22 protein-coding genes and 1 tRNA gene are annotated in these 20,820 nt (G+C 58.0%); 13 read left to right on the top strand and 10 right to left on the bottom strand.

Going from position 1 to position 20,820, the window contains the following annotated elements:
• Positions 1-84: 84 nt before the first annotated feature.
• Positions 85-564, top strand: a complete 480-nt coding sequence (locus tag KMP13_RS15630) for a hypothetical protein (RefSeq protein ID WP_251363893.1) — start codon at positions 85-87, stop codon at positions 562-564.
• Here KMP13_RS15630 and KMP13_RS15625 read toward each other — a convergent pair.
• Positions 561-1,256 carry a M48 family metallopeptidase gene (locus KMP13_RS15625; protein WP_215266907.1) on the bottom strand — a complete coding sequence of 232 codons (696 nt, stop codon included), beginning with the start codon at positions 1,254-1,256 and terminating at the stop codon, positions 561-563. The two genes, KMP13_RS15630 and KMP13_RS15625, sit on opposite strands and share 4 nt — an antisense overlap.
• Positions 1,257-1,378: 122 nt before the next feature.
• On the opposite strand from KMP13_RS15625, the gene KMP13_RS15620 reads away from it, so the two are divergent.
• Positions 1,379-1,918, top strand: a complete 540-nt coding sequence (locus KMP13_RS15620) for a hypothetical protein (RefSeq protein ID WP_215266906.1) — start codon at positions 1,379-1,381, stop codon at positions 1,916-1,918.
• A gap of 17 nt (positions 1,919-1,935) precedes the next feature.
• On the opposite strand, the gene KMP13_RS15615 is transcribed toward KMP13_RS15620, so the two are convergent.
• The 3 genes from KMP13_RS15615 to KMP13_RS15605 are packed head-to-tail and all read right to left on the bottom strand — an operon-like array spanning position 1,936 to position 4,189.
• On the bottom strand, positions 1,936-3,120 hold the full coding sequence (locus KMP13_RS15615) for a vWA domain-containing protein (protein WP_215266905.1): 1,185 nt from the start codon (positions 3,118-3,120) through the stop codon (positions 1,936-1,938).
• A gap of 8 nt (positions 3,121-3,128) precedes the next feature.
• Positions 3,129-3,296: a hypothetical protein gene (locus KMP13_RS15610; protein WP_215266904.1), complete on the bottom strand. Its 168-nt coding sequence runs from the start codon at positions 3,294-3,296 to the stop codon at positions 3,129-3,131.
• A gap of 53 nt (positions 3,297-3,349) precedes the next feature.
• A complete protein-coding gene (locus tag KMP13_RS15605) occupies positions 3,350-4,189 on the bottom strand; it encodes an AAA family ATPase (protein ID WP_215266903.1) in 840 nt (279 codons plus the stop codon).
• Positions 4,190-4,376: 187 nt separating this feature from the next.
• On the opposite strand from KMP13_RS15605, the gene dksA reads away from it, so the two are divergent.
• Positions 4,377-4,799 (top strand): RNA polymerase-binding protein DksA, encoded by a 423-nt coding sequence (dksA, locus tag KMP13_RS15600; protein ID WP_215266919.1) that lies wholly within the window; start codon positions 4,377-4,379, stop codon positions 4,797-4,799.
• Positions 4,800-4,910: 111 nt separating this feature from the next.
• Positions 4,911-6,080 (top strand): FAD-dependent monooxygenase, encoded by a 1,170-nt coding sequence (locus KMP13_RS15595; protein ID WP_215266902.1) that lies wholly within the window; start codon positions 4,911-4,913, stop codon positions 6,078-6,080.
• Between the two features lie 122 nt (positions 6,081-6,202).
• On the opposite strand, the gene xth is transcribed toward KMP13_RS15595, so the two are convergent.
• Positions 6,203-7,009, bottom strand: coding sequence for an exodeoxyribonuclease III (xth, locus tag KMP13_RS15590; protein WP_215266901.1), 807 nt, complete (start codon positions 7,007-7,009; stop codon positions 6,203-6,205).
• Positions 7,010-7,356: 347 nt separating this feature from the next.
• Between xth and KMP13_RS15585 the strand changes: the two genes are divergently transcribed.
• Both KMP13_RS15585 and KMP13_RS15580 read left to right on the top strand, forming a co-directional pair.
• A complete protein-coding gene (locus tag KMP13_RS15585; protein WP_215266900.1) occupies positions 7,357-7,581 on the top strand; it encodes a DUF6749 family protein in 225 nt (74 codons plus the stop codon).
• Positions 7,582-7,639: 58 nt separating this feature from the next.
• On the top strand, positions 7,640-8,695 hold the full coding sequence (locus tag KMP13_RS15580) for a DUF6902 family protein (RefSeq protein WP_435370364.1): 1,056 nt from the start codon (positions 7,640-7,642) through the stop codon (positions 8,693-8,695).
• A 29-nt stretch (positions 8,696-8,724) separates the two neighbouring features.
• Here KMP13_RS15580 and KMP13_RS15575 read toward each other — a convergent pair whose 3' ends face one another.
• Positions 8,725-9,048 carry a HesB/IscA family protein gene (locus KMP13_RS15575; protein ID WP_215266898.1) on the bottom strand — a complete coding sequence of 108 codons (324 nt, stop codon included), beginning with the start codon at positions 9,046-9,048 and terminating at the stop codon, positions 8,725-8,727.
• A gap of 87 nt (positions 9,049-9,135) precedes the next feature.
• On the opposite strand from KMP13_RS15575, the gene KMP13_RS15570 reads away from it, so the two are divergent.
• The 7 genes from KMP13_RS15570 (at position 9,136) to KMP13_RS15540 (ending at position 16,214) form a co-directional block, all read left to right on the top strand.
• Entirely contained in the window at positions 9,136-10,299 is a 1,164-nt protein-coding gene (locus KMP13_RS15570; RefSeq protein WP_285895556.1) for a deoxyguanosinetriphosphate triphosphohydrolase, read from the top strand.
• A 103-nt stretch (positions 10,300-10,402) separates the two neighbouring features.
• Positions 10,403-12,148 (top strand): arginine--tRNA ligase, encoded by a 1,746-nt coding sequence (gene argS / locus KMP13_RS15565; protein ID WP_215266897.1) that lies wholly within the window; start codon positions 10,403-10,405, stop codon positions 12,146-12,148.
• Positions 12,149-12,258: 110 nt separating this feature from the next.
• The gene (locus KMP13_RS15560; protein ID WP_215266896.1) at positions 12,259-13,449 is read left to right on the top strand and encodes an SPOR domain-containing protein; all 1,191 of its coding nucleotides are present in this window, start codon (positions 12,259-12,261) and stop codon (positions 13,447-13,449) included.
• Positions 13,446-14,453: a beta-N-acetylhexosaminidase gene (gene nagZ, locus KMP13_RS15555; RefSeq protein WP_215266895.1), complete on the top strand. Its 1,008-nt coding sequence runs from the start codon at positions 13,446-13,448 to the stop codon at positions 14,451-14,453. Before KMP13_RS15560 ends, nagZ begins: the two co-directional genes overlap by 4 nt.
• Complete coding sequence (locus tag KMP13_RS15550) at positions 14,446-15,240, top strand: segregation and condensation protein A (protein WP_215266894.1); 795 nt, start codon at positions 14,446-14,448, stop codon at positions 15,238-15,240. Before nagZ ends, KMP13_RS15550 begins: the two co-directional genes overlap by 8 nt.
• A complete protein-coding gene (scpB, locus tag KMP13_RS15545) occupies positions 15,237-15,956 on the top strand; it encodes an SMC-Scp complex subunit ScpB (protein ID WP_251363892.1) in 720 nt (239 codons plus the stop codon). Before KMP13_RS15550 ends, scpB begins: the two co-directional genes overlap by 4 nt.
• Before the next feature lie 51 nt (positions 15,957-16,007).
• Positions 16,008-16,214, top strand: a complete 207-nt coding sequence (locus tag KMP13_RS15540) for a hypothetical protein (protein ID WP_215266893.1) — start codon at positions 16,008-16,010, stop codon at positions 16,212-16,214.
• Positions 16,215-16,234: 20 nt separating this feature from the next.
• On the opposite strand, the gene KMP13_RS15535 is transcribed toward KMP13_RS15540, so the two are convergent.
• From KMP13_RS15535 to ihfA, 4 genes are all read right to left on the bottom strand, one after another.
• Positions 16,235-17,326: a 2'-deoxycytidine 5'-triphosphate deaminase gene (locus KMP13_RS15535; RefSeq protein ID WP_215266892.1), complete on the bottom strand. Its 1,092-nt coding sequence runs from the start codon at positions 17,324-17,326 to the stop codon at positions 16,235-16,237.
• 136 nt (positions 17,327-17,462) lie between these two features.
• Positions 17,463-17,539: transfer RNA gene (locus KMP13_RS15530), tRNA-Pro, on the bottom strand.
• Between the two features lie 74 nt (positions 17,540-17,613).
• A complete protein-coding gene (locus KMP13_RS15525; RefSeq protein WP_215266891.1) occupies positions 17,614-20,421 on the bottom strand; it encodes a MerR family transcriptional regulator in 2,808 nt (935 codons plus the stop codon).
• Between the two features lie 17 nt (positions 20,422-20,438).
• Positions 20,439-20,741, bottom strand: coding sequence for an integration host factor subunit alpha (gene ihfA / locus KMP13_RS15520; RefSeq protein ID WP_215266890.1), 303 nt, complete (start codon positions 20,739-20,741; stop codon positions 20,439-20,441).
• Between the last annotated feature and the right edge of the window lie 79 nt (positions 20,742-20,820).

Here is a 20,820-nt window from a genome sequence, read left to right as displayed (position 1 = left end):
CTAAGGCATTTGATATCAGGTGAAATCTAGTGATATCTCTGGTTGTACTGGACCATCCCGCTTTTCGTTTTCGGAATTTCTATTATGACCCTGCATATGCCGCTTCTTTCTGTGACTTCCACCGTTCGTCGCGTTGCGCGCAAATGGTCGTTTCTCGGCCTGGGGCTTCTTGCCGCTTGTGCTGAGGCACCTGGTCCATCCGTTCCGTTTCAGGCTGGCAAGTCGCTGGATGATGCAAAAGCAGCTTTTGAGCTGTGTGCGCCGCAGGGACCGATTGGTGCGCGGCAGAACCTGACCGCCAGCTACTGGTTCAGCCCTTTGTGGGGGGGCATCATCGTCGGTCCCTTGACGATCGCGGCGACGGCGGAACACATTCGTGAAAACGGGGCGCGCAATGCGGTCGACAAATGTCTTGTCGACCAAGGGTATACGCGGCGGGAACTGACAGCCGATGAAATCAAGTTCTTGAACCAAAGCGACGCTTATGTGCGGGAATTGTTCTTGGAACATTTGGTGGCGGGCGGCAACCTTGTGGCTTTTGAACGGGACACATTCGCCAATTAACTTGGTTTAGAGTGGTCCCATTTCGCCTCAAGCTGTTCCAGCGCCGCGATGCGTTCATCGGTTTTCGGGTGGCTCATCAACCAAGCGGGCGCCATGCCGGCGCGGGACTGTGTCAGCTCATCCAGTTTGCGAAACATCTCTTTTTGCGGTGCGATCCCGATACCGGCCTTGCTGAGAAGCGCGGCGGCATATTCATCCGCCTCATATTCGTCCCCGCGCGACAGCCGCGCCGCCAGTAGGTTGGTCAACATGCCCGCAATCCAGGGACCGATCATCGGCACAAACCGCCCGATGATCATCATCAAAGCGGTGCGCAGGGCGTTCTGACCGGAAAAATCAATCGCCCGTCTGCGCGCATGGCCAAGTGCCACGTGCCCAAGCTCATGCGCAATCACGCTGGCCATTTCCTCGGCCGTGACCTCACCGTTTTTGTATTTCTGATAAAAGCCGCGGGTGATGAAAATCCGTCCATCCGGCGCAGCCAATCCATTCACCGGGTCGACCTCATAGATAAACACCGGGATGCGGGGCAGTTCCAACGCGGCTGCAAGCTGGTCGGTCACCTGTTTCATACGCCGGTCGGCAAGCTCGGTCGAGCGCTGGTCCAGTTCCTTGTGGGTGCGCCAGACAGACAGTCGGTAGGTGACCAGCCCATAGATGAGCGCCAGAAGAATGGGAGAAAACTTGAGCATGAGACTGATATGGGATCCGGCACAGAAAAGGACAATAGCTGTCTGCTTTCTACCCTAGTTTTGCCCTGAATCGTGGTTAATCCTTGGTTAACGAGTGGTAACAAGTAAAACAGGAAACAATCATGCGCAGTGTAACTTTAGTCGCGTACCACCTTTGCCTGCGGGCTTTGGCTTTGTTGGGCCTGCCTTTTTTGGTCATTCACGGACATCAAACCCTTCTTAATCTCGTGCAAAACGGCACTGACGATGTGTGGCCAAGCCTCGTGCTGATCTTGGGCACCGCGCCGTTGTGTCTGTTCTTTGCCGCTCCACAACTGCTGCCTCGGCGTGTCAGAACGCCCAATCTGCGTGAGCTGGGGCCGTTTTTGTTCATCGGTCTGGGCCTTGCAGGGTTTGCAGTGATGAGCCTGGCACAGGCGGCGATTAACGGGTTGAATTTGCCCGCAGAGACCGTGGAGATCCTATCAAAATCCGGCGGCGCATTGGCGGTTTTGCTGGCTGGCACGGCGGGGCTCTTGGCGTTGACCTTGTGCAACCAGACCAAAGACCCGCGCGAATTCGACCATCTAAAGACCAAGCGGCAAAGCCGGAAAAAGAAACGCCCGTCAACAGATGAACTGCGCGCATTGCGTCACGCGCGGATGCGCGCCGCGCCGATGTAACGCGAAGATGCCAAGCGCTAACGTCCAAGCTCTTTCATGCCACGTTCAAGACCGGAGAGTGTCATCGGCACCATCCGGTCTTCGAATATCTCCTGGATCATCCCAATGGAATGGGTATAGCCCCAGCGTTGCTCGGGCAGTGGGTTGATCCACATATGGGCGGGCCATTGCTGGCGCGCACGTTCCAACCAGGTCTGTCCGGCCTCCTGGTTCCAATGTTCATTGGCCCCGCCGGGATAGGCGATCTCATAGGGGGACATCGATGCATCCCCAACAAAGATACATTTATAGTCGGACCCATAGGTACGCAGCACTTCCATGGTCGGGATCTGCTGGTCCGAACGGCGGCTGTTGTCGCGCCATACCCCTTCGTAAAGGCAGTTGTGGAAGTAGAAATACTCCAGATGTTTGAATTCCGCGCGGGTGGCTGAAAACAACTCTTCCACCACTTTGATATGGGGATCCATCGACCCGCCCACATCCAGAAACAACAGTACTTTCACCGCATTGTGGCGCTCGGGGCGGGTTTTGACGTCCAGATAGCCATGTTCAGCCGTGGCGCGGATGGTGTTGTCCAGATCCAGCTCTTCATGGGCGCCGTCGCGCACCCAGCGGCGCAGGCGTTTCAGCGCGACTTTGATATTGCGGGTGCCCAGTTCAACGTCGCCGTCCAGATTGCGGAACTCGCGTTTGTCCCAGACTTTGACCGCCCGTTGGTGGCGGCTTTCGTTCTGGCCAATGCGCACGCCTTCGGGATTGTAGCCATAGGCCCCAAAGGGGGAGGTGCCACCGGTGCCAATCCACTTGTTGCCCCCCTGATGGCGGCCTTCCTGTTCTTTCAGGCGCTCTTTGAGCGTCTCCATCAGCCTATCAAAACCGCCAAGGGCTTCGATCTCCGCCTTCTCATCCGCGCTCAGGTGGCGTTCCACCATCTTGCGCAGCCATTCCTCGGGCAGATCCACAGCCTCGGCCACGGCGTCATGCGGGATCTGTTCCAATCCTTGGAAGGTGGTGGCAAAAGCGCGATCAAACCGGTCGATGTGGCGTTCGTTCTTTACCATGGCCGCACGCGCCAAATAGTAGAACCCGTCGATGTCATAGGTCACCAGCCCCCGCTTCAAGGCCTCCAGAAACGTCAGATATTCCCGCAAGGAGACAGGCACCGATTCTGACCGGAGGTTTTCAAAGAAGGGCTGGAACATGGGCGAACCTAGCTCAGCATGCGGTGGGCGATGATGGTGATGGCAAGGCCAACCAGGCCAAAGATAATGCCATATGCCGCGCCGTATTGCAGCATGTCCAACGTGTTGCCGCCGCGTTTCTTGGCGCGATACGCCCCAAGTACGACGCCAGAGATGATCGGTAGGATAACCAACATGAAGTATTGCCTTGTGTTGTGGGTGCAGCCAATGCCGCACGCGGAGATCAGAGTTAGCGGTTTTTGCGCGCCATAAAGGCAAGCCGTTCAAACAGATGCACGTCTTGTTCGTTTTTCAGCAACGCGCCGTGCAGGCGGGGCAGGGCGTTGGCACCATCGCGTTTCAGGTCCTCGGGTGACAGGTCCTCTGCCAAAAGCAGCTTGAGCCAATCCAGCACTTCCGAGGTGGAGGGTTTCTTTTTCAAACCCTGCGTGTCGCGGATCTCGTAGAATTGGGTCAACGCGGTGGTCAGCAGCACCTCTTTGATGCCGGGATGATGAACCTCGACGATTTGGCGCATGGTGTCGGCATCTGGAAAGCGGATGTAGTGGAAGAAACAGCGCCGCAAGAAGGCGTCCGGCAGTTCCTTTTCGTTGTTTGACGTGATGATGATGATCGGTCGGTGCAGCGCGGTGACGGTCTCGCCGGTCTCGTAGACGTGGAACGCCATCTTGTCGAGTTCCTGCAGCAGGTCATTGGGAAACTCAATATCGGCTTTGTCGATCTCATCAATCAACAGAACCACTTTTTCGCCGGCTTCAAACGCCTCCCACAGTTTTCCTTTTTTGATATAGTTCTTCACGTCATGAACGCGTTCATCGCCCAGCTGGCTGTCCCGCAGACGGCTGACGGCATCATATTCATACAACCCCTGTTGCGCGCGGGTTGTGGATTTGACATTCCACTCAATCATTTTCAGATCCAGCGCGGTTGCAACCTGTTTGGCAAGCTCGGTCTTGCCTGTTCCCGGCTCCCCTTTGACCAGCAGCGGACGTTCCAAAGTGACAGCGGCGTTGACCGCGACCTTTAAGTCATCGGTGGCGACATATTCTTTAGTGCCCTGAAAATGCATGTATTTCGCTCCTGGAACTTGAACTTGCTGCGCACGTATGATGTTAAGGGCCGTTTTAACCTCACGTAGGTATGATTGTGTAGTGACAATTGGTCGTTGAGACGATAAACGCTGCGATATGGGACGCCATATGTTTGAAAAGAGCAATAAAGAGACTGACATTATGGGCCAGACCGAAGGAGCCGAAATGAAGCAAGAAGTGTTTCTGCCGGATGACTATCGCCCGGCCGAAGATGAGCCTTTCATGAATGAAAGGCAGGTTGAATACTTCCGCCGCAAGTTGATCAACTGGAAACATGACATCCTCGCAGACAGCCGTGATACGATCGAAGGCCTGCAGGATGGCACGCGCAATATCCCAGATGTTGCAGACCGTGCCAGTGAAGAAACCGACCGTGCGCTTGAACTGCGCACCCGTGATCGTCAACGCAAACTGGTTGCAAAAATCGATTCCGCCCTGCGCCGCATCGACGAAGGTGAATACGGTTATTGCGATGTCACAGGTGAGCCGATCTCGTTGAAACGGTTGGACGCCCGACCGATCGCCACGATGAGCCTGGAAGCCCAGGAACGCCACGAGCGCCGGGAAAAGGTTCATCGCGACGACTGACCAATCTGTCAGATCACGTGATGACGCGACAAAATTTATAAGACGCCCGGGCTCTTTTGCTCTGGCGTCTTTTTCTTTATGACTTTGGGTGGGGGGCACGGAATAGGTGTCATGACACTCAAAGACCAGAAGATCCTTATTATCGGTGCAGGTATCGGTGGGCTGGCCGCAGCGCTGGCGTTGCGCGCCCATCGGGCCAGCGTAACCGTGCTGGAACAGGCCGAGGAAATCTCCGAAGTGGGCGCAGGTCTGCAGATCACGCCCAATGGGGTTGCGGTTTTGCGCGCCCTTGGCCTTGAGGATCAGCTGGCGTGGAAATGTCCACGCTCCCACGGGGTGGTGCTGCGCAAACATCGTGACGGGACACCAGTGGTCCGGTTGGATTTCGACCAATACGCGCCCGATCAGCCCTATTTCTTTAGCCATCGCTCGGATCTCATCCGTATTCTGGCAGATGCGGCGCGCGCCGCCGGGGTGCAGGTGCGGCTGTTGCAACAGGTCGAAGAGGTCACGCTCGGGCCCAAGCCGCTGGTGCGGCTGGCCAATGGATCGTCCTGTGCGGCGGATCTGATCCTTGGCGCCGATGGGTTGCATTCACACACACGGGTCGCCCTGAACGGGGAGGATCGACCGTTTTTCACCGGGCAGGTGGCCTGGCGCGCGGTGGTTCCCAATGTGATTGACCTTCCAGCCGAGGCGCAGGTCTTTATGGGGCCGGGGCGACATCTGGTGGCCTATCCTTTGCGCGACCGCAGCCTTGTCAATCTGGTGGCGGTGCAGCAACAACGCGCCTGGGTCGACGAAGGCTGGTCGCATGCGGATGATCCGCAAAACCTGCGCGATGCGTTTGCAGGTTTTGGGGGTGAGGCGGCGCAGTTGATAAATGCGGTTGAAACGGTTGGGTTGTGGGGGCTGTTCCGCCACCCGGTCGCCAAGTCCTGGCATGCGCCCGGCGTGGCCATATTGGGGGATGCGGCGCATCCTACGTTGCCGTTTATGGCTCAAGGGGCCAATCTTGCGTTGGAAGACGCCTGGGTTCTGGCCCAAAGCCTTGAGACGACCCCGAATATAGCAGAAGGGCTGGAACGCTATCAAAGCTTGCGTCGGTCACGCGCGGCAAAAGTTGTGGGTGCGGCCAATCGCAATGCCTGGAAGTTTCACCTGCGCTCACCGTTCTCTTGGCCTGCGCATTTTGGGTTGAAACTCTCAGGACAACTGGCCCCAGAAAAGATGGTTCGCCAGTTTGACTGGATCTACCGCCACGATGTGACAGCGGCCTAATTTGGCCCCCAAAAAGGCGGGTCTCCCGCGCGGGATATATGTCTTCTATGAGAAGACACATCCCCCTTGGGCCAAGCGCTGCGCGTGGCGCAGCGCAGGTGGCGCCCGCTGAGGGGGATCGCTTAAATGTCGAGGTCGACCCAAACAGGCACGTGATCCGAGGGTTTTTCCCGACCGCGGATCTCTTTGTCGATTTGGCAGTCCCGCAACAGGTCTGCCACCTGCGGGCTGAGCAGGAAGTGGTCGATGCGGATGCCATCGTCGCGGTTCCAGGCCCCGGCTTGATAATCCCAGAAAGAGTAGTGGCCACTGGCCTGAGTACGGGCTCTGAACGCCTCGGTCAGGCCAAGATTGAGCAGGCATTGATAAGCCGCGCGGCTTTCGGGTCGGTGAAGCGCGTCTTCGTGCCAGGCCTCTGGCCGTTTGGCGTCTTCGGCTTGCGGGATGATGTTATAGTCCCCGGCCATCAAAAACGGCATCTCTTGCGACAGCAGATCCTCGGCGCGTTTCTGCATCCGGGCCATCCAGAGCAGTTTGTAATCATATTTACCACCAGACACCGGGGTGCCGTCAGCGGTGAGTTCGACCGGGTTGCCGTTGGGCAGATAAAGCCCGCAAATCCGAATGGCTGTCTTGCCAACAACGGTGGCTTCTATCCAGCGGGCCTGTTCATCTTCTGGATCGCCTGGCAGGCCGAGCGTGACATCTTCGAGTGGCAGTTTGGAGAGGATCGCGACGCCGTTGAAGCTCTTTTGTCCGTGGGTTTCGACGTTATAGCCGCGCTCTTCGAAGATCTCGCGTGGGAAACCCTCGTCCACGGATTTGATTTCTTGCAAAACGACGACATCGGGCTGTGCTTCGTCCAGCCATTCTGGCAGCGCGTTTACGCGGGCCTTGATCCCGTTGATGTTGAAGGTTGCGATTTTCATAGTGGTCTCTCCGCATCAAGGCTGGTTGGTTGTTCTATCGCCGATGCGGCGGGGTTGGGCAAGCCCGGCTTCGCGTTCAGCGGCGATTCGAACTCTGAGGTGTTTGTTGCCGCATTGCGGCAATCTAAGGATGTATAACATTTTCCAATTCAAGCTTTGCATTTTTGTCTTGTTGAGAAGTTATGTATTAAATATTCATAAGTTTAAATCGATCATGATTTTTAGTGACTTATTTTGTGGATATTGCCACTCCCTGAATTCGCCAACCGCGGCTCGTAATTTTTCTTGTTGATTATTTACTCATTTTGAAACGCAATTGAGGGGTGGCTAAAATTGTGGAGGTCGAAATGACTGCTTTAGTAAAACAAGAATTCTCGAACAACAGCGCACCGAAAATGGACGCGTTTTCTGGTGAGGGGGCGTCTTTGTTCTCATCAGGGTCCATTGTTGAAAATGCGACTTCAGAGTTTGGTGGTGGCAGAACTGAATTGTTCTCCTCAGGCTCTGCGCCAACCTGTTCGGCACAAACCCATAGTGGTGAAGCCGTAATGCTGTTTTCGTCAGGCAGCTAACCGACTTTCTGCGCCGGGTTATGTCCTGGCGCAGATCCTATTCATATATGAGGGTGTGATGGGAAATATTGTTTTCTTACGCGACAGAGTTCAAGGCCACCCTATTGCAGCTACGCCCGATATCCTTCTGGATTCATTCTGCAATTCCCGAAGGCAAGAGAGTGACGTCTTCTGGTTGAAGGAAAATGCGGAATTGTTGAATATATTGGAATGCGCAGGCGACATAGATAAAGACTGCGTGGATGTATTCGAAAATTTTTATGAAGACATAGATCGCCGACTTTTGTTCTTCCGCCAATACTATCGGTTCTACCTGTCGATATGTATGGATTTGGAGGACTTGGGCTATCCCGGAATAAAATCCGAAAAACTCGCCCAATGGGTATTGAAGGAAAATATAGTCGAGGCCGAGCTGTCAGATTTGCAACGCGCCGAAGCTCATCGGTTGTTGAAACGGCGTAATCTCGCCTTGGATGACATGGGCCTCAATGATCGGCTCCGGGCATTTACCGATTGTAGCGCTCAATTTGCCATTCCTAACACCAAAATCGCATATGAGCTGACACATATTGTGTTTTACCTGTCGGAATATGGTCGTAAGGATCCGCAGCTGCCAGGCGCGGCGCTGGTCAGTCTGCGGCACGTTGGTACGCTGGCCTATTTGGATCAGAACATGGATCTCTTGGCTGAGGTGTGTATCGCGTTGCGCTATGCGGGCAGCACTGTGCCTAAGTTGTGGGAAGATACGCTGGCCGCCTCGATGCGACGCTATCGGTTCATTCCGGGTGCCTTTGATGGCAACCATGATGACTATCACATGTATTTTGTCGGAGCCTGGTGGGCCATGCTCGCAGGTAGAGGCGGGTTTGAGCCAACCATTCCGGGCGGTGCAATGATGATCCGGGCTGCGCGCACACAAGGGGTGATGCGTACCCTGTCACAAGTGATGTTCAGCAACGAAAATTTTGGGCGCCTGCCTTGGAGCGCGGCAAGGCCACGGATTATGGCGTCCCTATCACCCGATGATGGCGAACTGCTGCGCAGTGCAGAGCAGGGTTCGCCGCATTTCGAACGTTTCTTTGAAGCATTCGCGCGCAACGGACGCGTGGCATAGGCGACGGGCGGACGTGCCCCCCCCCAAGCTCACATCGAGAACGAGGTGCCGCAGCCGCAGCTTGCAGTGGCGTTTGGATTGTTGATCACAAACCGCGCGCCGATCAGCTCTTCGGTGAAATCGATAACCGCATCGGCCAGAAATGGCAGCGACACGCTGTCGACCACTACTTTTTCGCCGTTGCCTTCCAGCACCAAGTCTTCGGCCGCAGGGGCGTCCAGTTCGATCTGATATTGAAAGCCCGAACAGCCGCCGCCTTCGACCGCAATGCGCAGCGCCTGCCCTTGGGAGGCGGCGCCGATTTCGGCCAGCCGTTCAAAGGCCCGTTCTGTCACTTTGGGAGGCAATTGCATGTGATCTCTCCAATGCCGTGTTGCAGCGCAACTCATTATATAGAAAGGTGCGAACCAGGCGACAAGGTTACTTCAAGGAAAAGATCATTGACCCATGCGGTTTACGCGACCATGCCCGATCGTACCCGAGGCCGGGGCATCTTTGAAGAAGAAAGCAGTTTTCGCTCCCCGTTCCAGCGAGATCGTGATCGGATCATCCATGCCAGCGCCTTTCGCCGGTTGAAACACAAGACGCAGGTCTTTGTGGAACATGAAGGCGACAATTACCGCACCCGTCTGACCCATTCCATTGAGGTCGCACAGGTCGCGCGCACTATTGCCGGCGCTTTGGGGTTGAACCAAGAACTGACCGAAGCCGTGGCGTTGGCGCATGATCTTGGCCACACGCCCTTTGGCCACACGGGCGAGGACGCCCTGCATGCTCTGATGGAACCTTACGGCGGGTTTGATCACAACGCGCAGGCCATCCGGATCGTGACCCAGTTGGAAAAACACTATGCTGAATTTGATGGGTTGAACCTGACCTGGGAGACGTTGGAGGCGATTGCCAAACACAATGGCCCGGTTCTGGGGGAGCTGCCCTGGGCCTTGGCCGCGTGTAATACACAGTTCGATTTGGAACTTGAAACCCACGCCAGTACCGAGGCGCAGGTTGCCGCATTGGCCGATGATATCGCCTATAACAACCACGATCTACACGATGGTCTGCGGGCGGGGCTGTTTACGGACGACGATATCTGCGCTCTGCCGATAGTCTCGGACGCGTTTGCCGTGGTCGACAAGACGTATCCCGAACTGGAGCCCACCCGTAGACGGCATGAAGCGTTGCGGCGTGTTTTTGGAGCGCTGGTGTCAGACGTGATTGATACGTCGCAGGCCAACCTGAAATCCTCGGGCGTTGCATCCGTCGAAGAGGTGCGAGCCTTGGGCAGGCCCATTGTGGCCTTTTCCGCACCGCTTTGGCAGGACCTGAAAGAAATCCGCGCCTTCCTGTTCACCCGAATGTATCGCGCGCCTTCGGTCATGGTGGTGCGCAGCCATGTCGCCACTGTGGTTGAGGATCTATTTGGTTATTACCTTGAGAACACGATGGAGATGCCGGCGCGGTGGCATCCGGAAATTCAGGCCTGTCCCGATACCCTCGCACGGGTGCGGTTGGTGTCGGACTATATAGCCGGGATGACGGACCGCTTTGCCTTGCAGCTGCATGAACGCTTGTTTCCAGAACGCGCGGCGGCCTCACCGCTGTAACTCAGGTGCGGAGCCATCGTCTCGATTGATCAAATTCCCTCCGAGAGGTTGACCCTGTGCCGGGGCGTGGGTATCCGCTGGAGTGAACAATAGGACGCCGGATATGAACCTCTTTACCGATATTCATTCGCTTGTGATCGAAAACCTCACCGCTATGGTTGCGGATGGGGCGCTGCCCGATGGGCTCGACTTTGCCAATGTCGCGGTAGAGCCGCCGCGCGATGCGGCGCATGGCGACATGGCGACCAACGCGGCGATGGTTCTGGCCAAACCGGCCAAGATGAAACCCCGTGACATTGCCGACACGCTTGCCGCCAAATTGGCCGAGGATGCGCGCATCACCGAAGCATCGGTTGCAGGCCCCGGCTTTTTGAACCTGCGCCTTGCGGATGGGGTTTGGCAGTCTGTGCTGGGCACCGTTTTGGCCGGAGGTGAGGCTTACGGCCGCTCAACCATGGGCCAGAACAAACGCGTGAACGTGGAATACGTCTCTGCCAACCCGACCGGCCCGCTGCATGTGGGCCACACGCGTGGTGCGGTCTTTGGCGACGCGCTGGCGAGCCTGCTGGACTATGCCGGTTATGACGTGACCCGCGAATATTACATCAACGACGGCGGCGCACAGGTCGATGTCCTGGCGCGCTCTGCCTATCTGCGCTATCTCGAAGCACACGGTCAGACCGTTGAATTCCCTGATGGGACCTATCCGGCGGATTATCTCAAACCCGTGGGTGAGGCGCTCAAGGCGACATACGGCGACGCCTATATCGACCAGCCCGAAGACGCCTGGCTAGAGACGTTCCGCCTGTTTGCCACCGACGAAATGATGAAGCTGATCCGCGAAGATCTCGCCCTGTTGGGGATCGAGATGGACGTCTTTTACTCCGAAAAATCGCTCTATGGCACCGGCCGTATCGAAGCGGCGTTGGAGGAGTTGAAGGCCAAAGGCCTTGTCTACCGCGGCGTGTTGGAGCCGCCAAAGGGCAAGAAACCGGACGATTGGGAAGCGCGCGAACAGACATTGTTCAAATCCACAGATCACGGCGACGACGTGGACCGTGCGGTGATGAAATCGGACGGCTCTTGGACCTATTTCGCGCCCGACATTGCCTATCACTATGACAAAGTCTCGCGTGGCTTTGACGAGCTGATCGATGTCTTTGGTGCGGATCACGGCGGCTATGTCAAACGGATGAAGGCAGCCGTTTCGGCGCTGTCTGACGGTCGGGTGCCGCTCGATGTCAAATTGTGCCAGCTTGTGAAACTGTTCAAAGATGGCGCAGAATTCAAAATGTCCAAACGGGCAGGGACCTTTGTCACCCTGCGCGACGTGGTCGATGCCGTCGGCGCAGACGTCACCCGGTTTATGCTGCTGACACGCAAAAACGATCAAGGGCTGGACTTTGACCTCGACAAAGCACTGGAACAGTCCAAGGACAACCCGGTGTTCTACGTCCAATACGCCAATGCGCGGATCTGTTCGACATTGCGCAAAGCGGCAGAGCAGGGCGTTGCCGCCTCGGATGAGACACTGTCTGCGGCGGACCTGACTTTGGTGTCTGATCCAACGCAATTGGCCGTGATCAAAAAGCTGGCTGAATGGCCCCGTCTGGTTGAGATCGCCGCGCGCACCAATGAACCGCATCGGGTGGCGTTTTACCTGTATGACCTCGCCTCCGAGCTGCACGGGCTTTATCACCTTGGCAAATCTAACCAGAGTTTACGTTTTGTTAACGAGGGCGACCATTCGGCAACACATGCAAATTTGGCGCTCGCGCGTGCCGTTTCCGTTGTCATTTCCGCAGGTCTTGGTATTCTTGGCGTGAAACCGGCGGAAGAAATGCGATAACGCGAAAACAAATTCGCAACTAATAAACGCTACCGCTGGACTGAGGCAGAGTTCAAACGAGACCCGTTGCATGGCTTAATCGAGGCCTGCGCGTGGGCAGAGAGGCGGATATGGCGTATTTTACGCAGGCTGGTGCGCACCAGGCCTATTCCCAAGAGGGATTCCAAGAGCGGGATTCCTCGTCAAATAACAATTTTCAACAGTCCACCGACACCCCGAACAGCAGCTACAGCGGTCCGGGGACCGAAACTTATGCGCAATCCGCGTATGACAGCACGTTATACGCGGCGCCGTCACAAGGGTTCGCAGCAGGCGCGCAAGACTACGCACCGCCCTCAGCGGAAAAACGCGACTGGACCCGCACCCTGGGCATCATGGGCGGCGTTGCCTCCTTGGCGCTGGCGATCGGCGTTGGTTATTGGGGCTACAATCTGATTACCCGCGATGTGACCGGAATTCCGGTTGTGCGCGCCGCCGAAGGACCTTTGCGGATTTCTCCCGAAGAGCCCGGCGGACGCCCGGCAGACAATCAGGGTCTGGCCGTGAACGAGGTGGCCGCCACCGGAACCGCCGCCGCTCCCGCTGACCGACTGACGCTGGCACCGGCAGAACTGGATCTCAGCGCGGATGACAAAACCTTTGCTCAGCTGAGCGAGATTGAGACGTTGAACACGCCAGTGAACCTTGATCTGGCAGTTGCGGATATTGCTCCAACACGGCCCACTCCGGCCCGGCCCGAAGGTGTTCAAAGCAATGATATAGACGCATTGGTGGCCCGCCTAACCGAAGGGGTGGAGCCTATTGCTGGGGTGTCCGACATAGCCGGAAATGTGACCCAGGTTGCGGCGCTTGCACCTGCGATCGTCCCGCCAGAGCCGCTGACACAAATCGAACCGGTTGTGGCATCTATTGTGCTTGATGCTCCCGGCGTTCGCGTGTCGCTGCGCCCCGCCGCTCGTCCGGCGCGTTTCACCCCGGCGAGCCTGTCAGCATCAGCCCCCGCCGAAGCCACCAGCCAGGCCATCGACGTGGATCCAACCAGCCTGCCAACCGGCACCCGATTGGCCCAGCTTGGTGCATATGAAAGCGCAGAGGTTGCACGGTCTGAATGGACCCGGATTTCCGCTCGGTTTTCCGACTATCTGACGGGCAAACAACGGGTGATCCAACGCGCCGAAAGCGGTGGCCGGACATTCTACCGTTTGCGCGCCATGGGGTTTGACGATCTCTCTGATGCACGCCGCTTCTGCGCCGCATTGGTGGCAGGCAGCGCCGATTGTATTCCGGTGACCACACGATGACACGCTACGGGGCCACGATCCTGGATGCTGAAGGGCTACGCCTGACGGCCGAGGAAAAGGCCCTGTTTGCCGACACCAAACCTTTTGGCTTCATCCTGTTTGCGCGCAATATCGACAGCGCCGATCAGGTGCGCGCGCTGTGTGATGAGTTTCGCGAAGCTGCGGGCCATGAGTGTCTGATCACCATCGATCAAGAAGGCGGCCGTGTGCAACGTTTGCGCAAACCGCTCGCCCGCGAATGGAAAGCGCCGCTGGATCACGTAGCGCAAGCCGGCGAAAACGCCGCGCGCGCCATGTATCTGCGGTATCGTTTGATCGCGGATGAGCTGCGCAGCCTTGGTATTGACAGCAATTGCGCGCCAATTGCGGATGTTGCCATGGCCGACACCCACCCGTTTTTGAAAAACCGCTGCTACGGGGAGGCGACGCCAGATGTGGTGTCCATTGCCCGCGCGGTGTCGGACGGGCATCTGGATGGCGGCGTTCTGCCGGTTCTGAAACACATTCCCGGTCATGGGCGCGCGGTCTCTGACAGCCATCTGGATCTGCCCCGTGTCAGCGCATCGCAAGATGAATTGTCGGCCCAGGATTTCGCCGCATTCAAAGTGCTGCATGATCTGCCCATGGCGATGACGGCCCATGTGGTCTTTGACGCAATTGACGAACAGCCCGCGACTTTGTCGCCGAAAGTGGTCGACCTGATCCGGACCGAGATGATGTTTGACGGTCTGTTGATGACAGACGATATCTCGATGAAAGCCTTGTCCGGATCCTATGCCGACATTTCCCGGAAATCGCTGGCGGCGGGCTGTGACGTTGTTCTGCTGTGCAATGCGGATCTGGCCGAACGTAGCGCCGTGGCAGGCGCCGCAGGAGAGATGGGGGAGGCCGCCCAGCGGCGTGCATCCGCCGCCTTGGCCCTGCGAAAGCCACCTCAACCGCTTGACATTTCCGCCGCAGAGGACGAACTATCCGCTCTCATGAGCGGACAGGTATATGGCTGAAGACACGCTTTTTCCCGAAAATACGCAATCGGTCGAAGACCGGCTTGCGGCTGAAGCGCTGATTGTGGACGTCGACGGTTTTGAAGGACCGCTCGACGTTTTGCTGATGCTGTCGCGCACCCAAAAGGTCGACCTGCGCAAGATTTCCGTGCTGGAGCTGGCGCGGCAATATCTGACCTTTGTGGAACGCGCCAAAGAGCTGCGGATCGAACTGGCCGCTGATTATCTGGTGATGGCGGCTTGGCTGGCCTTTTTGAAATCACGTCTGCTGTTGCCGCCCGATCCAACCGAAGACGGCCCGTCTGGTGAAGAGCTTGCCGCGCATCTGGCGTTCCAACTGGAACGTCTGCAGGCGATGCGAGACGCGGCAGCCCGGCTTTTGGGGCGGGACCAGCGCGGTCGCGACTTCTTTGTACGTGGCATGTGCGAGGGCGTGACACGGGTCAAATCCGTGACTTATTCCGCCAACCTGTTGGATCTGATGCAGGCCTACGCCCGGATCCGCACCAAGGATGATTTTCGCCCCTTCGTGATGGACCGCGAGTCGGTCTACACCATGGAGGAGGCTTTGGAACGTATGCGCAGCCTGATCGGTTTTACCGGCGACTGGACTGATATGATCAGCTATCTGCCCGATGGCTGGCACAGCGACCCGGTGAAACGGCGCTCTGCCACGGCGGCCACCTTTGCGGCGGCGCTGCAATTGGCCAAGGAAGGCAAGCTGGAATTGCGACAGGGTGAAAATTTTGCCCCGATCAAATTGCGCAGCCTCAACGAAGGTGAATGATGGATATTCAGACGAACCAGACCACCGACCCGAAACAACTTGATACCGATACGTTGTTTGACGCGCCACCAATTGCCGAACAGGAACGTATGGTCGAAGCGGTTTTATTCGCCAGCGCCGAACCTGTGACCCTGCGCGATCTTGCCGCCCGCATGCCCCATGGCTGTAACCCGGCACAAGCGATAGAACATGTGCGCAGCCGCTATGAAGGGCGCGGGGTCCGCGTTGTAAACGTGGGTGAGGCCTGGGCCATGCGCACCGCGCCGGACCTTGGCTTCCTGATGGAGCGTGAAACTGTCGAACAGCGCAAACTGTCCCGCGCTGCGATCGAGACTTTGGCGATCATCGCCTATCACCAGCCGATCACGCGGGCCGAGATCGAAGAGATTCGTGGCGTCTCTGTCGCGCGCGGCACCATCGATCAACTGTTGGAAATGGAATGGATCCGACTGGGACGACGCAAAATGGCGCCGGGCCGTCCGGTGACATTTGTCGTGACGCCGGGTTTTCTGGATCATTTTGGCCTCGAAAGCGCCCGTGATCTGCCAGGCTTGAAAGAGTTGCGATCTGCAGGTCTACTCGAAAGCAGGCCACCGCCCGGTGCCTTGCCGATGGGGGGACGTGACGAGGATGAGCCGGATGAAGAACAGGCAGAGCTGTTCCCAGAAGGCGACAGTGCGCCAGCGGCGTCCGACAGCCCGGGTGAGACGCCCTGAAAAAACCGCAATCCTGTGTAAGCAGATTGGCAACAGCAAGGAGACGCGCCCATGAACGCAAATTGGCTGATCAATATGGTGTTGCGCCGTGTCATCGGGCGTTTGGTCAATCGCGGCGTTGATGCAGGGTTCCGCGCGATGAGCGACAAGCCGCAATCGGCTGGCAAACGGGTTGAGACCGACGAAGAGCGTGCCGAGCGGGAACGTATCCGCGCTATGCGCCAGGCCCGCCGCGCCAAACGCAATTCCAACTCCTGACCCCTGGCAAATGCGGCCCGTTATGCGGGCGCGCGGAAATGTTTGGACAGTTTCAGCCCCTGACCTTGGTAGTTTGACGCAATCCCTGCGCCATACAGCTGATCCGGGATCGCCGCCATTTTCTCATAGACCAGTCGGCCAACGATCTGCCCGTGCTCCAACACAAACGGAGCTTCATGGCAGCGCACTTCCAACACACCGCGTGAGCCTGCGCCACCTGCGGCGGCATGACCAAAGCCCGGGTCAAAAAAGCCCGCGTAATGCACCCGGAATTCACCCACCATAGCCAGATAGGGGGCCATTTCTGCGGCATAAGCCGGCGGGATATGCACCGCCTCGCGGCTGACCAGAATATAGAATGCGCCGGGATCCAGGATGATACGACCATTGTCGCTGCGCACCTCTTCCCAGTAGTCCTTGGGATCATAGGCCCCGATCCGGTCCAGATCGATCACGCTGGTATGGGGTTTTGCGCGGTATCCCACCAGGTCGGTGCCCGGCAGTTTCAGATCCACCGAGAATCCCAACCCGTCTTCGATAACGGCCGTGCCATCCACCAGCGGCGCATCCGCATGCAGTGCGCGCAGCTCGGTATCGGGCAGGACGGCCTGACCGCGACGGAAGCGGATCTGATTCAACCGCATGCCCGGACGCACCAGAACCGAGAAAGAGCGCGGGCAAATCTCCGCATAAAGCGGTCCCTGATAGCCCGGTTTGATCCGGTCGAACTCTTCCCCGCCGTCGGTGATCGTACGTGTCAAAAGGTCAAGCCGCCCGGTGGAGGATTTCGCATTGGCCACGGCGGAAATATCGTCAGGCAGCGCAAGGTTTTCCATCAAAGGCACAACATAAACGCAGCCTTTTTCCAGAACGGCACCGCCTTCAAGGGCAATCTGGTGCATCTCGAACTCTTCTAGACGGTCCAGAACAGATGTGGACTGCCCCGCCAAAAACGACGCTCGCACCCGGTAAGCAACTGTACCCAAACGCAGGTCCAGGCTCGCGGGTTGGATCTGCCCGTCCACCGTGGGGCGGTCGACACGAATCTCGCCGCTGTCCAACATGGTTTGGATGTCTTGGCTGGGCAAAACGCCTGTGGTCTGCGTGGTCATGATCCTGTCCTCCCGAGTGAGCAATTTACAGCGTTGCTCCTGCGTTTCGCAATGTCTGGTTGGTCGAATAAAATCCAGACGCAAGATACACAAAACGCCCGGGTGAAAGACACCCAGGCGTTTTTGAGGGTTTGTTTGGTCGGGCTAGCAGGACTCGAACCTGCGACCTTCCGTCCCCCAGACGGACGCGCTACCAGGCTGCGCCATAGCCCGCTGAGGGAGGTTTCTACTTGTTCTGACGGCAGGGGCAAGAGGGAAAACTGATTTTTTTCCATCTTGACCCAAATTTATACGCGCTCAACCAATGCGCGCAGCTCGCCCAGAGATTGCGCGATAGGTTTTTGATTTTGCGAAGGAATTTGCGCCAGCCGTGCCAAAAGTCCCAAAGCGCCCACGCGATCGGACAAAAGCGTATTTGGATCAAAGTCTGCGACCTCGATCACCCGTGCGCGCGGTGCCTCTGGCGCTGGTTCCGCTGTTGGTTTCGCGGGTTCCAGTTCCGCATCGGCTACGGGTTTTTCCGCCGCGGGCTCTTCAATCTCGGGCGCGACGTCCAATTCAGCGACGGGCGTGTCGACCTCATCAGCGAGCGCTTCAACGCTTAACTCTGGTGCAGGCTCGACCTCCGGTGCCGGTTCCAGCTCGGGGGCGACGTCCGTGTCTTCCGCAACTGGAGGCAAGCTTGCAACCGCTTCAACGTTGTCCGCTGGATCTGCCTCTACCCTTAGCTCTGCGGCCGGGACCATTGGCGATGCATCCACTATTTCGGCAGGGGCCTCGGCACTGTGTTCGACTGGTGCAGTGGCCACGTCCGGTTGGTTAACAACCTGAGCCTCGGCGACAACAGCCTCACTGAACTCAGGACTAAGCGTTTCAACCGCCGCCACGACGGGGGCTGCGTCAACCGTGTCTACGCTGGTTGCAGCCGGTTCAGGGGTTGGATCGCTGTCTTCGGTGACCCAACCAGAGGCCTCTTGCGGCGCTTCTGGCGTGGCCACAATCGCAGGTTCAACAGCTGCTGGCGCAATTGGGGTCGGGTCGGTCATTGGGGCAGACGGTGCAGGCGGAGCGGTAACCTCAGCCGTTGGCAACTCTGGATGAGGCGCGACCGGTTCAGGGGCCGCCATGGTGGGCTCTGCAGGTGGTGGTGTTGGCGCGGCTTCGAACGCTACAGGCGCGGGCTGGGCTCGTGCCACTGCAGGCTCAACAGGTGCTGCCGATACTTCAGTTGGCTGAGCCTGAGTCGGCATTGGTGGGGACGGAGTTACGTTTTGCGGTGCCTCTGTGTTTGGAGCCGCGGCTGCAAATGTCACTGGGACGTTGTCACTCTCATGTTCGGCAAGTACCGGCTGGGCTGCTGCGCTCTCTGCGACTTGTTCCGTTGGTGCACTGACTTGAGGAGATGAAGCGAGTGGTTCAACAGGTGCCGGCGCAGTTACCACGCCTACAGGCTGCAGCTGTGTTGCAGTGGGTTGCGACACTGCTGACTGGGCAGTCACGGATTGCGCAACGACAGGCTGGGCGACGGGAGCCTCAGCCTGAGGTTCGGGTGCTGCGGCGTGTGCGACCGTGTTTTGCGGTTCAACCTGTGTTGGCACCGAACCCGGCGCGGCTTGTGGCGCAGGGTCTGTGAACGGAGCGCTTTGAGACTGTGCCGGCGCCGGAGCCACGTGTTCAACTGTTTCCGCAGCCTCAGCAAAAGCGGCTGGGGCAGGCGAGGGCGTGTCCGTCTGTGGCTGCAGGGTGCCTGTATCGGTGGGCACATCACCATCGTGCACCGGGCTCGCCGCCGGAGTTGAGGGGGGCGTCACGGGGGGCGCAGCAACTTGGTTTGGCGCTGGTTCGACGACCTCTGATGTTGTTTGCACCGGCGATGCTGCCGCTACTGGCGGAACAGGCGCGGGCTGTACCTGATCTGTGCTGGCATCAGCTGTGGTCGCCATTTCAACTGGTGCAGGAGTTTGCGCAGCGCTTGGTGCTATCGTAGGGGCACCGGTAGGAACCGTTTGAGGCGCGCTGGCGACCGCGATTGGCTGCGCCGCGACGGGCGTTGGCGTTTCAGCAGGCGCGGTGTCATCCCACAGGCTGGGTTGCGCAGTTGTTGCTGGTGTCGCCGCCGGAGCGGCAGAGGGGTTGCCCGTCAGTGCGGTTTGCAAACGCTCTGCTTTTTGTGTTGAGCTTTCCTGCGGTGCCGCTGCTGCTGGACCCAAGTCAAGCGAGGTCTGTTCAACAGCGGGCGCTGCCATAGGCGCAGAAGGGCTCGCTACAGATTGCGCGGGTGTTGGCGCTGCGGGAACAGGCGTCGTATCGGGGGCTGCGGTGACCGGTGCGGCGGATGCCGGCGCGGATGCAACGGGAGTTGCCGGTGACGCAACCGAAGTCGGACCTGCAGGTGGCGTTGATGGCGCCACAGGCGTTGCCGCTGGCGCAGGTGCTGAAGACGCAGCCACTGGAGCAGCCGCAGATGAGGTTTCTGCCGCAGGAGCAGGTGCTGCGACGGGTGCACCAACCGGGGCCGGATCCGCAGGCGATTGCGGTGTCGCAGTCGCGACCTCGACAGCCTGGGTGGCCATGGGCTCGGGCGCGACTGGCGCGGATACTGGCGGCTGTTCGGGCACCAGTTCGGGTGCAGCGGGTTGAACCTCAGGCACGGGTTGCAGAGCTTCTGGCGCGGCCACGGTTTCTACGACCGGAGGTTCCACAGAGGCGATTTCCGGCACAGGGCTGGGAGATTCGGGTGCGGCCTCGGCAGTGGAAGTGCCGCCATCGTATTCAAACGTGCCACTGCTGGGCCCGGCGGATCCCGGCGTATAGGCCTCTTCCAACGGGTGCGACAAGTCCGACATGAAAGCCGCACCTTTGTCGCGCAACAAGGCCTGCGCTTCTTTGATGGATAGGCCCTTATCGTGGAGCAAATAGCGAATGCCGCCCAGCAACAGCATATCAGCCGGGCGGTAGTAACGACGACCACCTGCCCGTTTGACTGGTTTCAACTGGGGAAACTTGCTTTCCCAAAAGCGCAAGACGTGCGCTTGGACCGCCAGCCATTCCGCAACTTCGCTGATGGTGCGGAAGGCATCTGGTGATTTCGACATTCGTTCGGGTCCCGTTGTTACTTACGGTTGCCCTCTGCTACGCGGTCCTTCATCAGGTGAGACGGCCGGAACGTTAGAACACGTCGCGGTTGGATCGGCACTTCTTCACCTGTTTTCGGGTTTCGCCCGACGCGTGCGGTTTTATCCCGAACGCTGAACGTACCAAAGGAGGAGATTTTGACTTGTTCCCCGCGCACCAAAGCATCCGACATGTGAAGCAACATGCTTTCAACCAACTGCGCGCTTTCATTTCGTGAAAGGCCAACCTCGCGAAAGACAGCCTCGCTCAAATCCATACGTGTAAGTGTTTTTTCGCTCATTCCAGTCCCCGTTGTTTTGAAAAACATAGGGTGCAGAGATTTTACCTGTCAATATCAATGAATTGCTTACAAAATCTTA

The organism is Epibacterium ulvae (assembly GCF_018678075.1).
Classification (GTDB): domain Bacteria; phylum Pseudomonadota; class Alphaproteobacteria; order Rhodobacterales; family Rhodobacteraceae; genus Epibacterium; species Epibacterium ulvae_A.
The sequence above is the reverse complement of the archived record's forward strand: the minus strand, read 5'-3'. Positions and strand labels throughout refer to the sequence as shown.

What these genes read in the sequence shown, in the direction of transcription:
- KMP13_RS15630 (WP_251363893.1), top strand. Translation starts at nt 85, where the DNA reads ATGACCCTGCATATGCCGCTTCTTTCTGTGACTTCCACCGTTCGTCGC.
- KMP13_RS15625 (WP_215266907.1), bottom strand. Translation starts at nt 1,256, where the DNA reads ATGCTCAAGTTTTCTCCCATTCTTCTGGCGCTCATCTATGGGCTGGTC.
- KMP13_RS15620 (WP_215266906.1), top strand. Translation starts at nt 1,379, where the DNA reads ATGCGCAGTGTAACTTTAGTCGCGTACCACCTTTGCCTGCGGGCTTTG.
- KMP13_RS15615 (WP_215266905.1), bottom strand. Translation starts at nt 3,120, where the DNA reads ATGTTCCAGCCCTTCTTTGAAAACCTCCGGTCAGAATCGGTGCCTGTC.
- KMP13_RS15610 (WP_215266904.1), bottom strand. Translation starts at nt 3,296, where the DNA reads ATGTTGGTTATCCTACCGATCATCTCTGGCGTCGTACTTGGGGCGTAT.
- KMP13_RS15605 (WP_215266903.1), bottom strand. Translation starts at nt 4,189, where the DNA reads ATGCATTTTCAGGGCACTAAAGAATATGTCGCCACCGATGACTTAAAG.
- dksA (WP_215266919.1), top strand. Translation starts at nt 4,377, where the DNA reads ATGAAGCAAGAAGTGTTTCTGCCGGATGACTATCGCCCGGCCGAAGAT.
- KMP13_RS15595 (WP_215266902.1), top strand. Translation starts at nt 4,911, where the DNA reads ATGACACTCAAAGACCAGAAGATCCTTATTATCGGTGCAGGTATCGGT.
- xth (WP_215266901.1), bottom strand. Translation starts at nt 7,009, where the DNA reads ATGAAAATCGCAACCTTCAACATCAACGGGATCAAGGCCCGCGTAAAC.
- KMP13_RS15585 (WP_215266900.1), top strand. Translation starts at nt 7,357, where the DNA reads ATGACTGCTTTAGTAAAACAAGAATTCTCGAACAACAGCGCACCGAAA.
- KMP13_RS15580 (WP_435370364.1), top strand. Translation starts at nt 7,640, where the DNA reads ATGGGAAATATTGTTTTCTTACGCGACAGAGTTCAAGGCCACCCTATT.
- KMP13_RS15575 (WP_215266898.1), bottom strand. Translation starts at nt 9,048, where the DNA reads ATGCAATTGCCTCCCAAAGTGACAGAACGGGCCTTTGAACGGCTGGCC.
- argS (WP_215266897.1), top strand. Translation starts at nt 10,403, where the DNA reads ATGAACCTCTTTACCGATATTCATTCGCTTGTGATCGAAAACCTCACC.
- KMP13_RS15560 (WP_215266896.1), top strand. Translation starts at nt 12,259, where the DNA reads ATGGCGTATTTTACGCAGGCTGGTGCGCACCAGGCCTATTCCCAAGAG.
- nagZ (WP_215266895.1), top strand. Translation starts at nt 13,446, where the DNA reads ATGACACGCTACGGGGCCACGATCCTGGATGCTGAAGGGCTACGCCTG.
- KMP13_RS15550 (WP_215266894.1), top strand. Translation starts at nt 14,446, where the DNA reads ATGGCTGAAGACACGCTTTTTCCCGAAAATACGCAATCGGTCGAAGAC.
- scpB (WP_251363892.1), top strand. Translation starts at nt 15,237, where the DNA reads ATGATGGATATTCAGACGAACCAGACCACCGACCCGAAACAACTTGAT.
- KMP13_RS15540 (WP_215266893.1), top strand. Translation starts at nt 16,008, where the DNA reads ATGAACGCAAATTGGCTGATCAATATGGTGTTGCGCCGTGTCATCGGG.
- KMP13_RS15535 (WP_215266892.1), bottom strand. Translation starts at nt 17,326, where the DNA reads ATGACCACGCAGACCACAGGCGTTTTGCCCAGCCAAGACATCCAAACC.
- KMP13_RS15525 (WP_215266891.1), bottom strand. Translation starts at nt 20,421, where the DNA reads ATGTCGAAATCACCAGATGCCTTCCGCACCATCAGCGAAGTTGCGGAA.
- ihfA (WP_215266890.1), bottom strand. Translation starts at nt 20,741, where the DNA reads ATGAGCGAAAAAACACTTACACGTATGGATTTGAGCGAGGCTGTCTTT.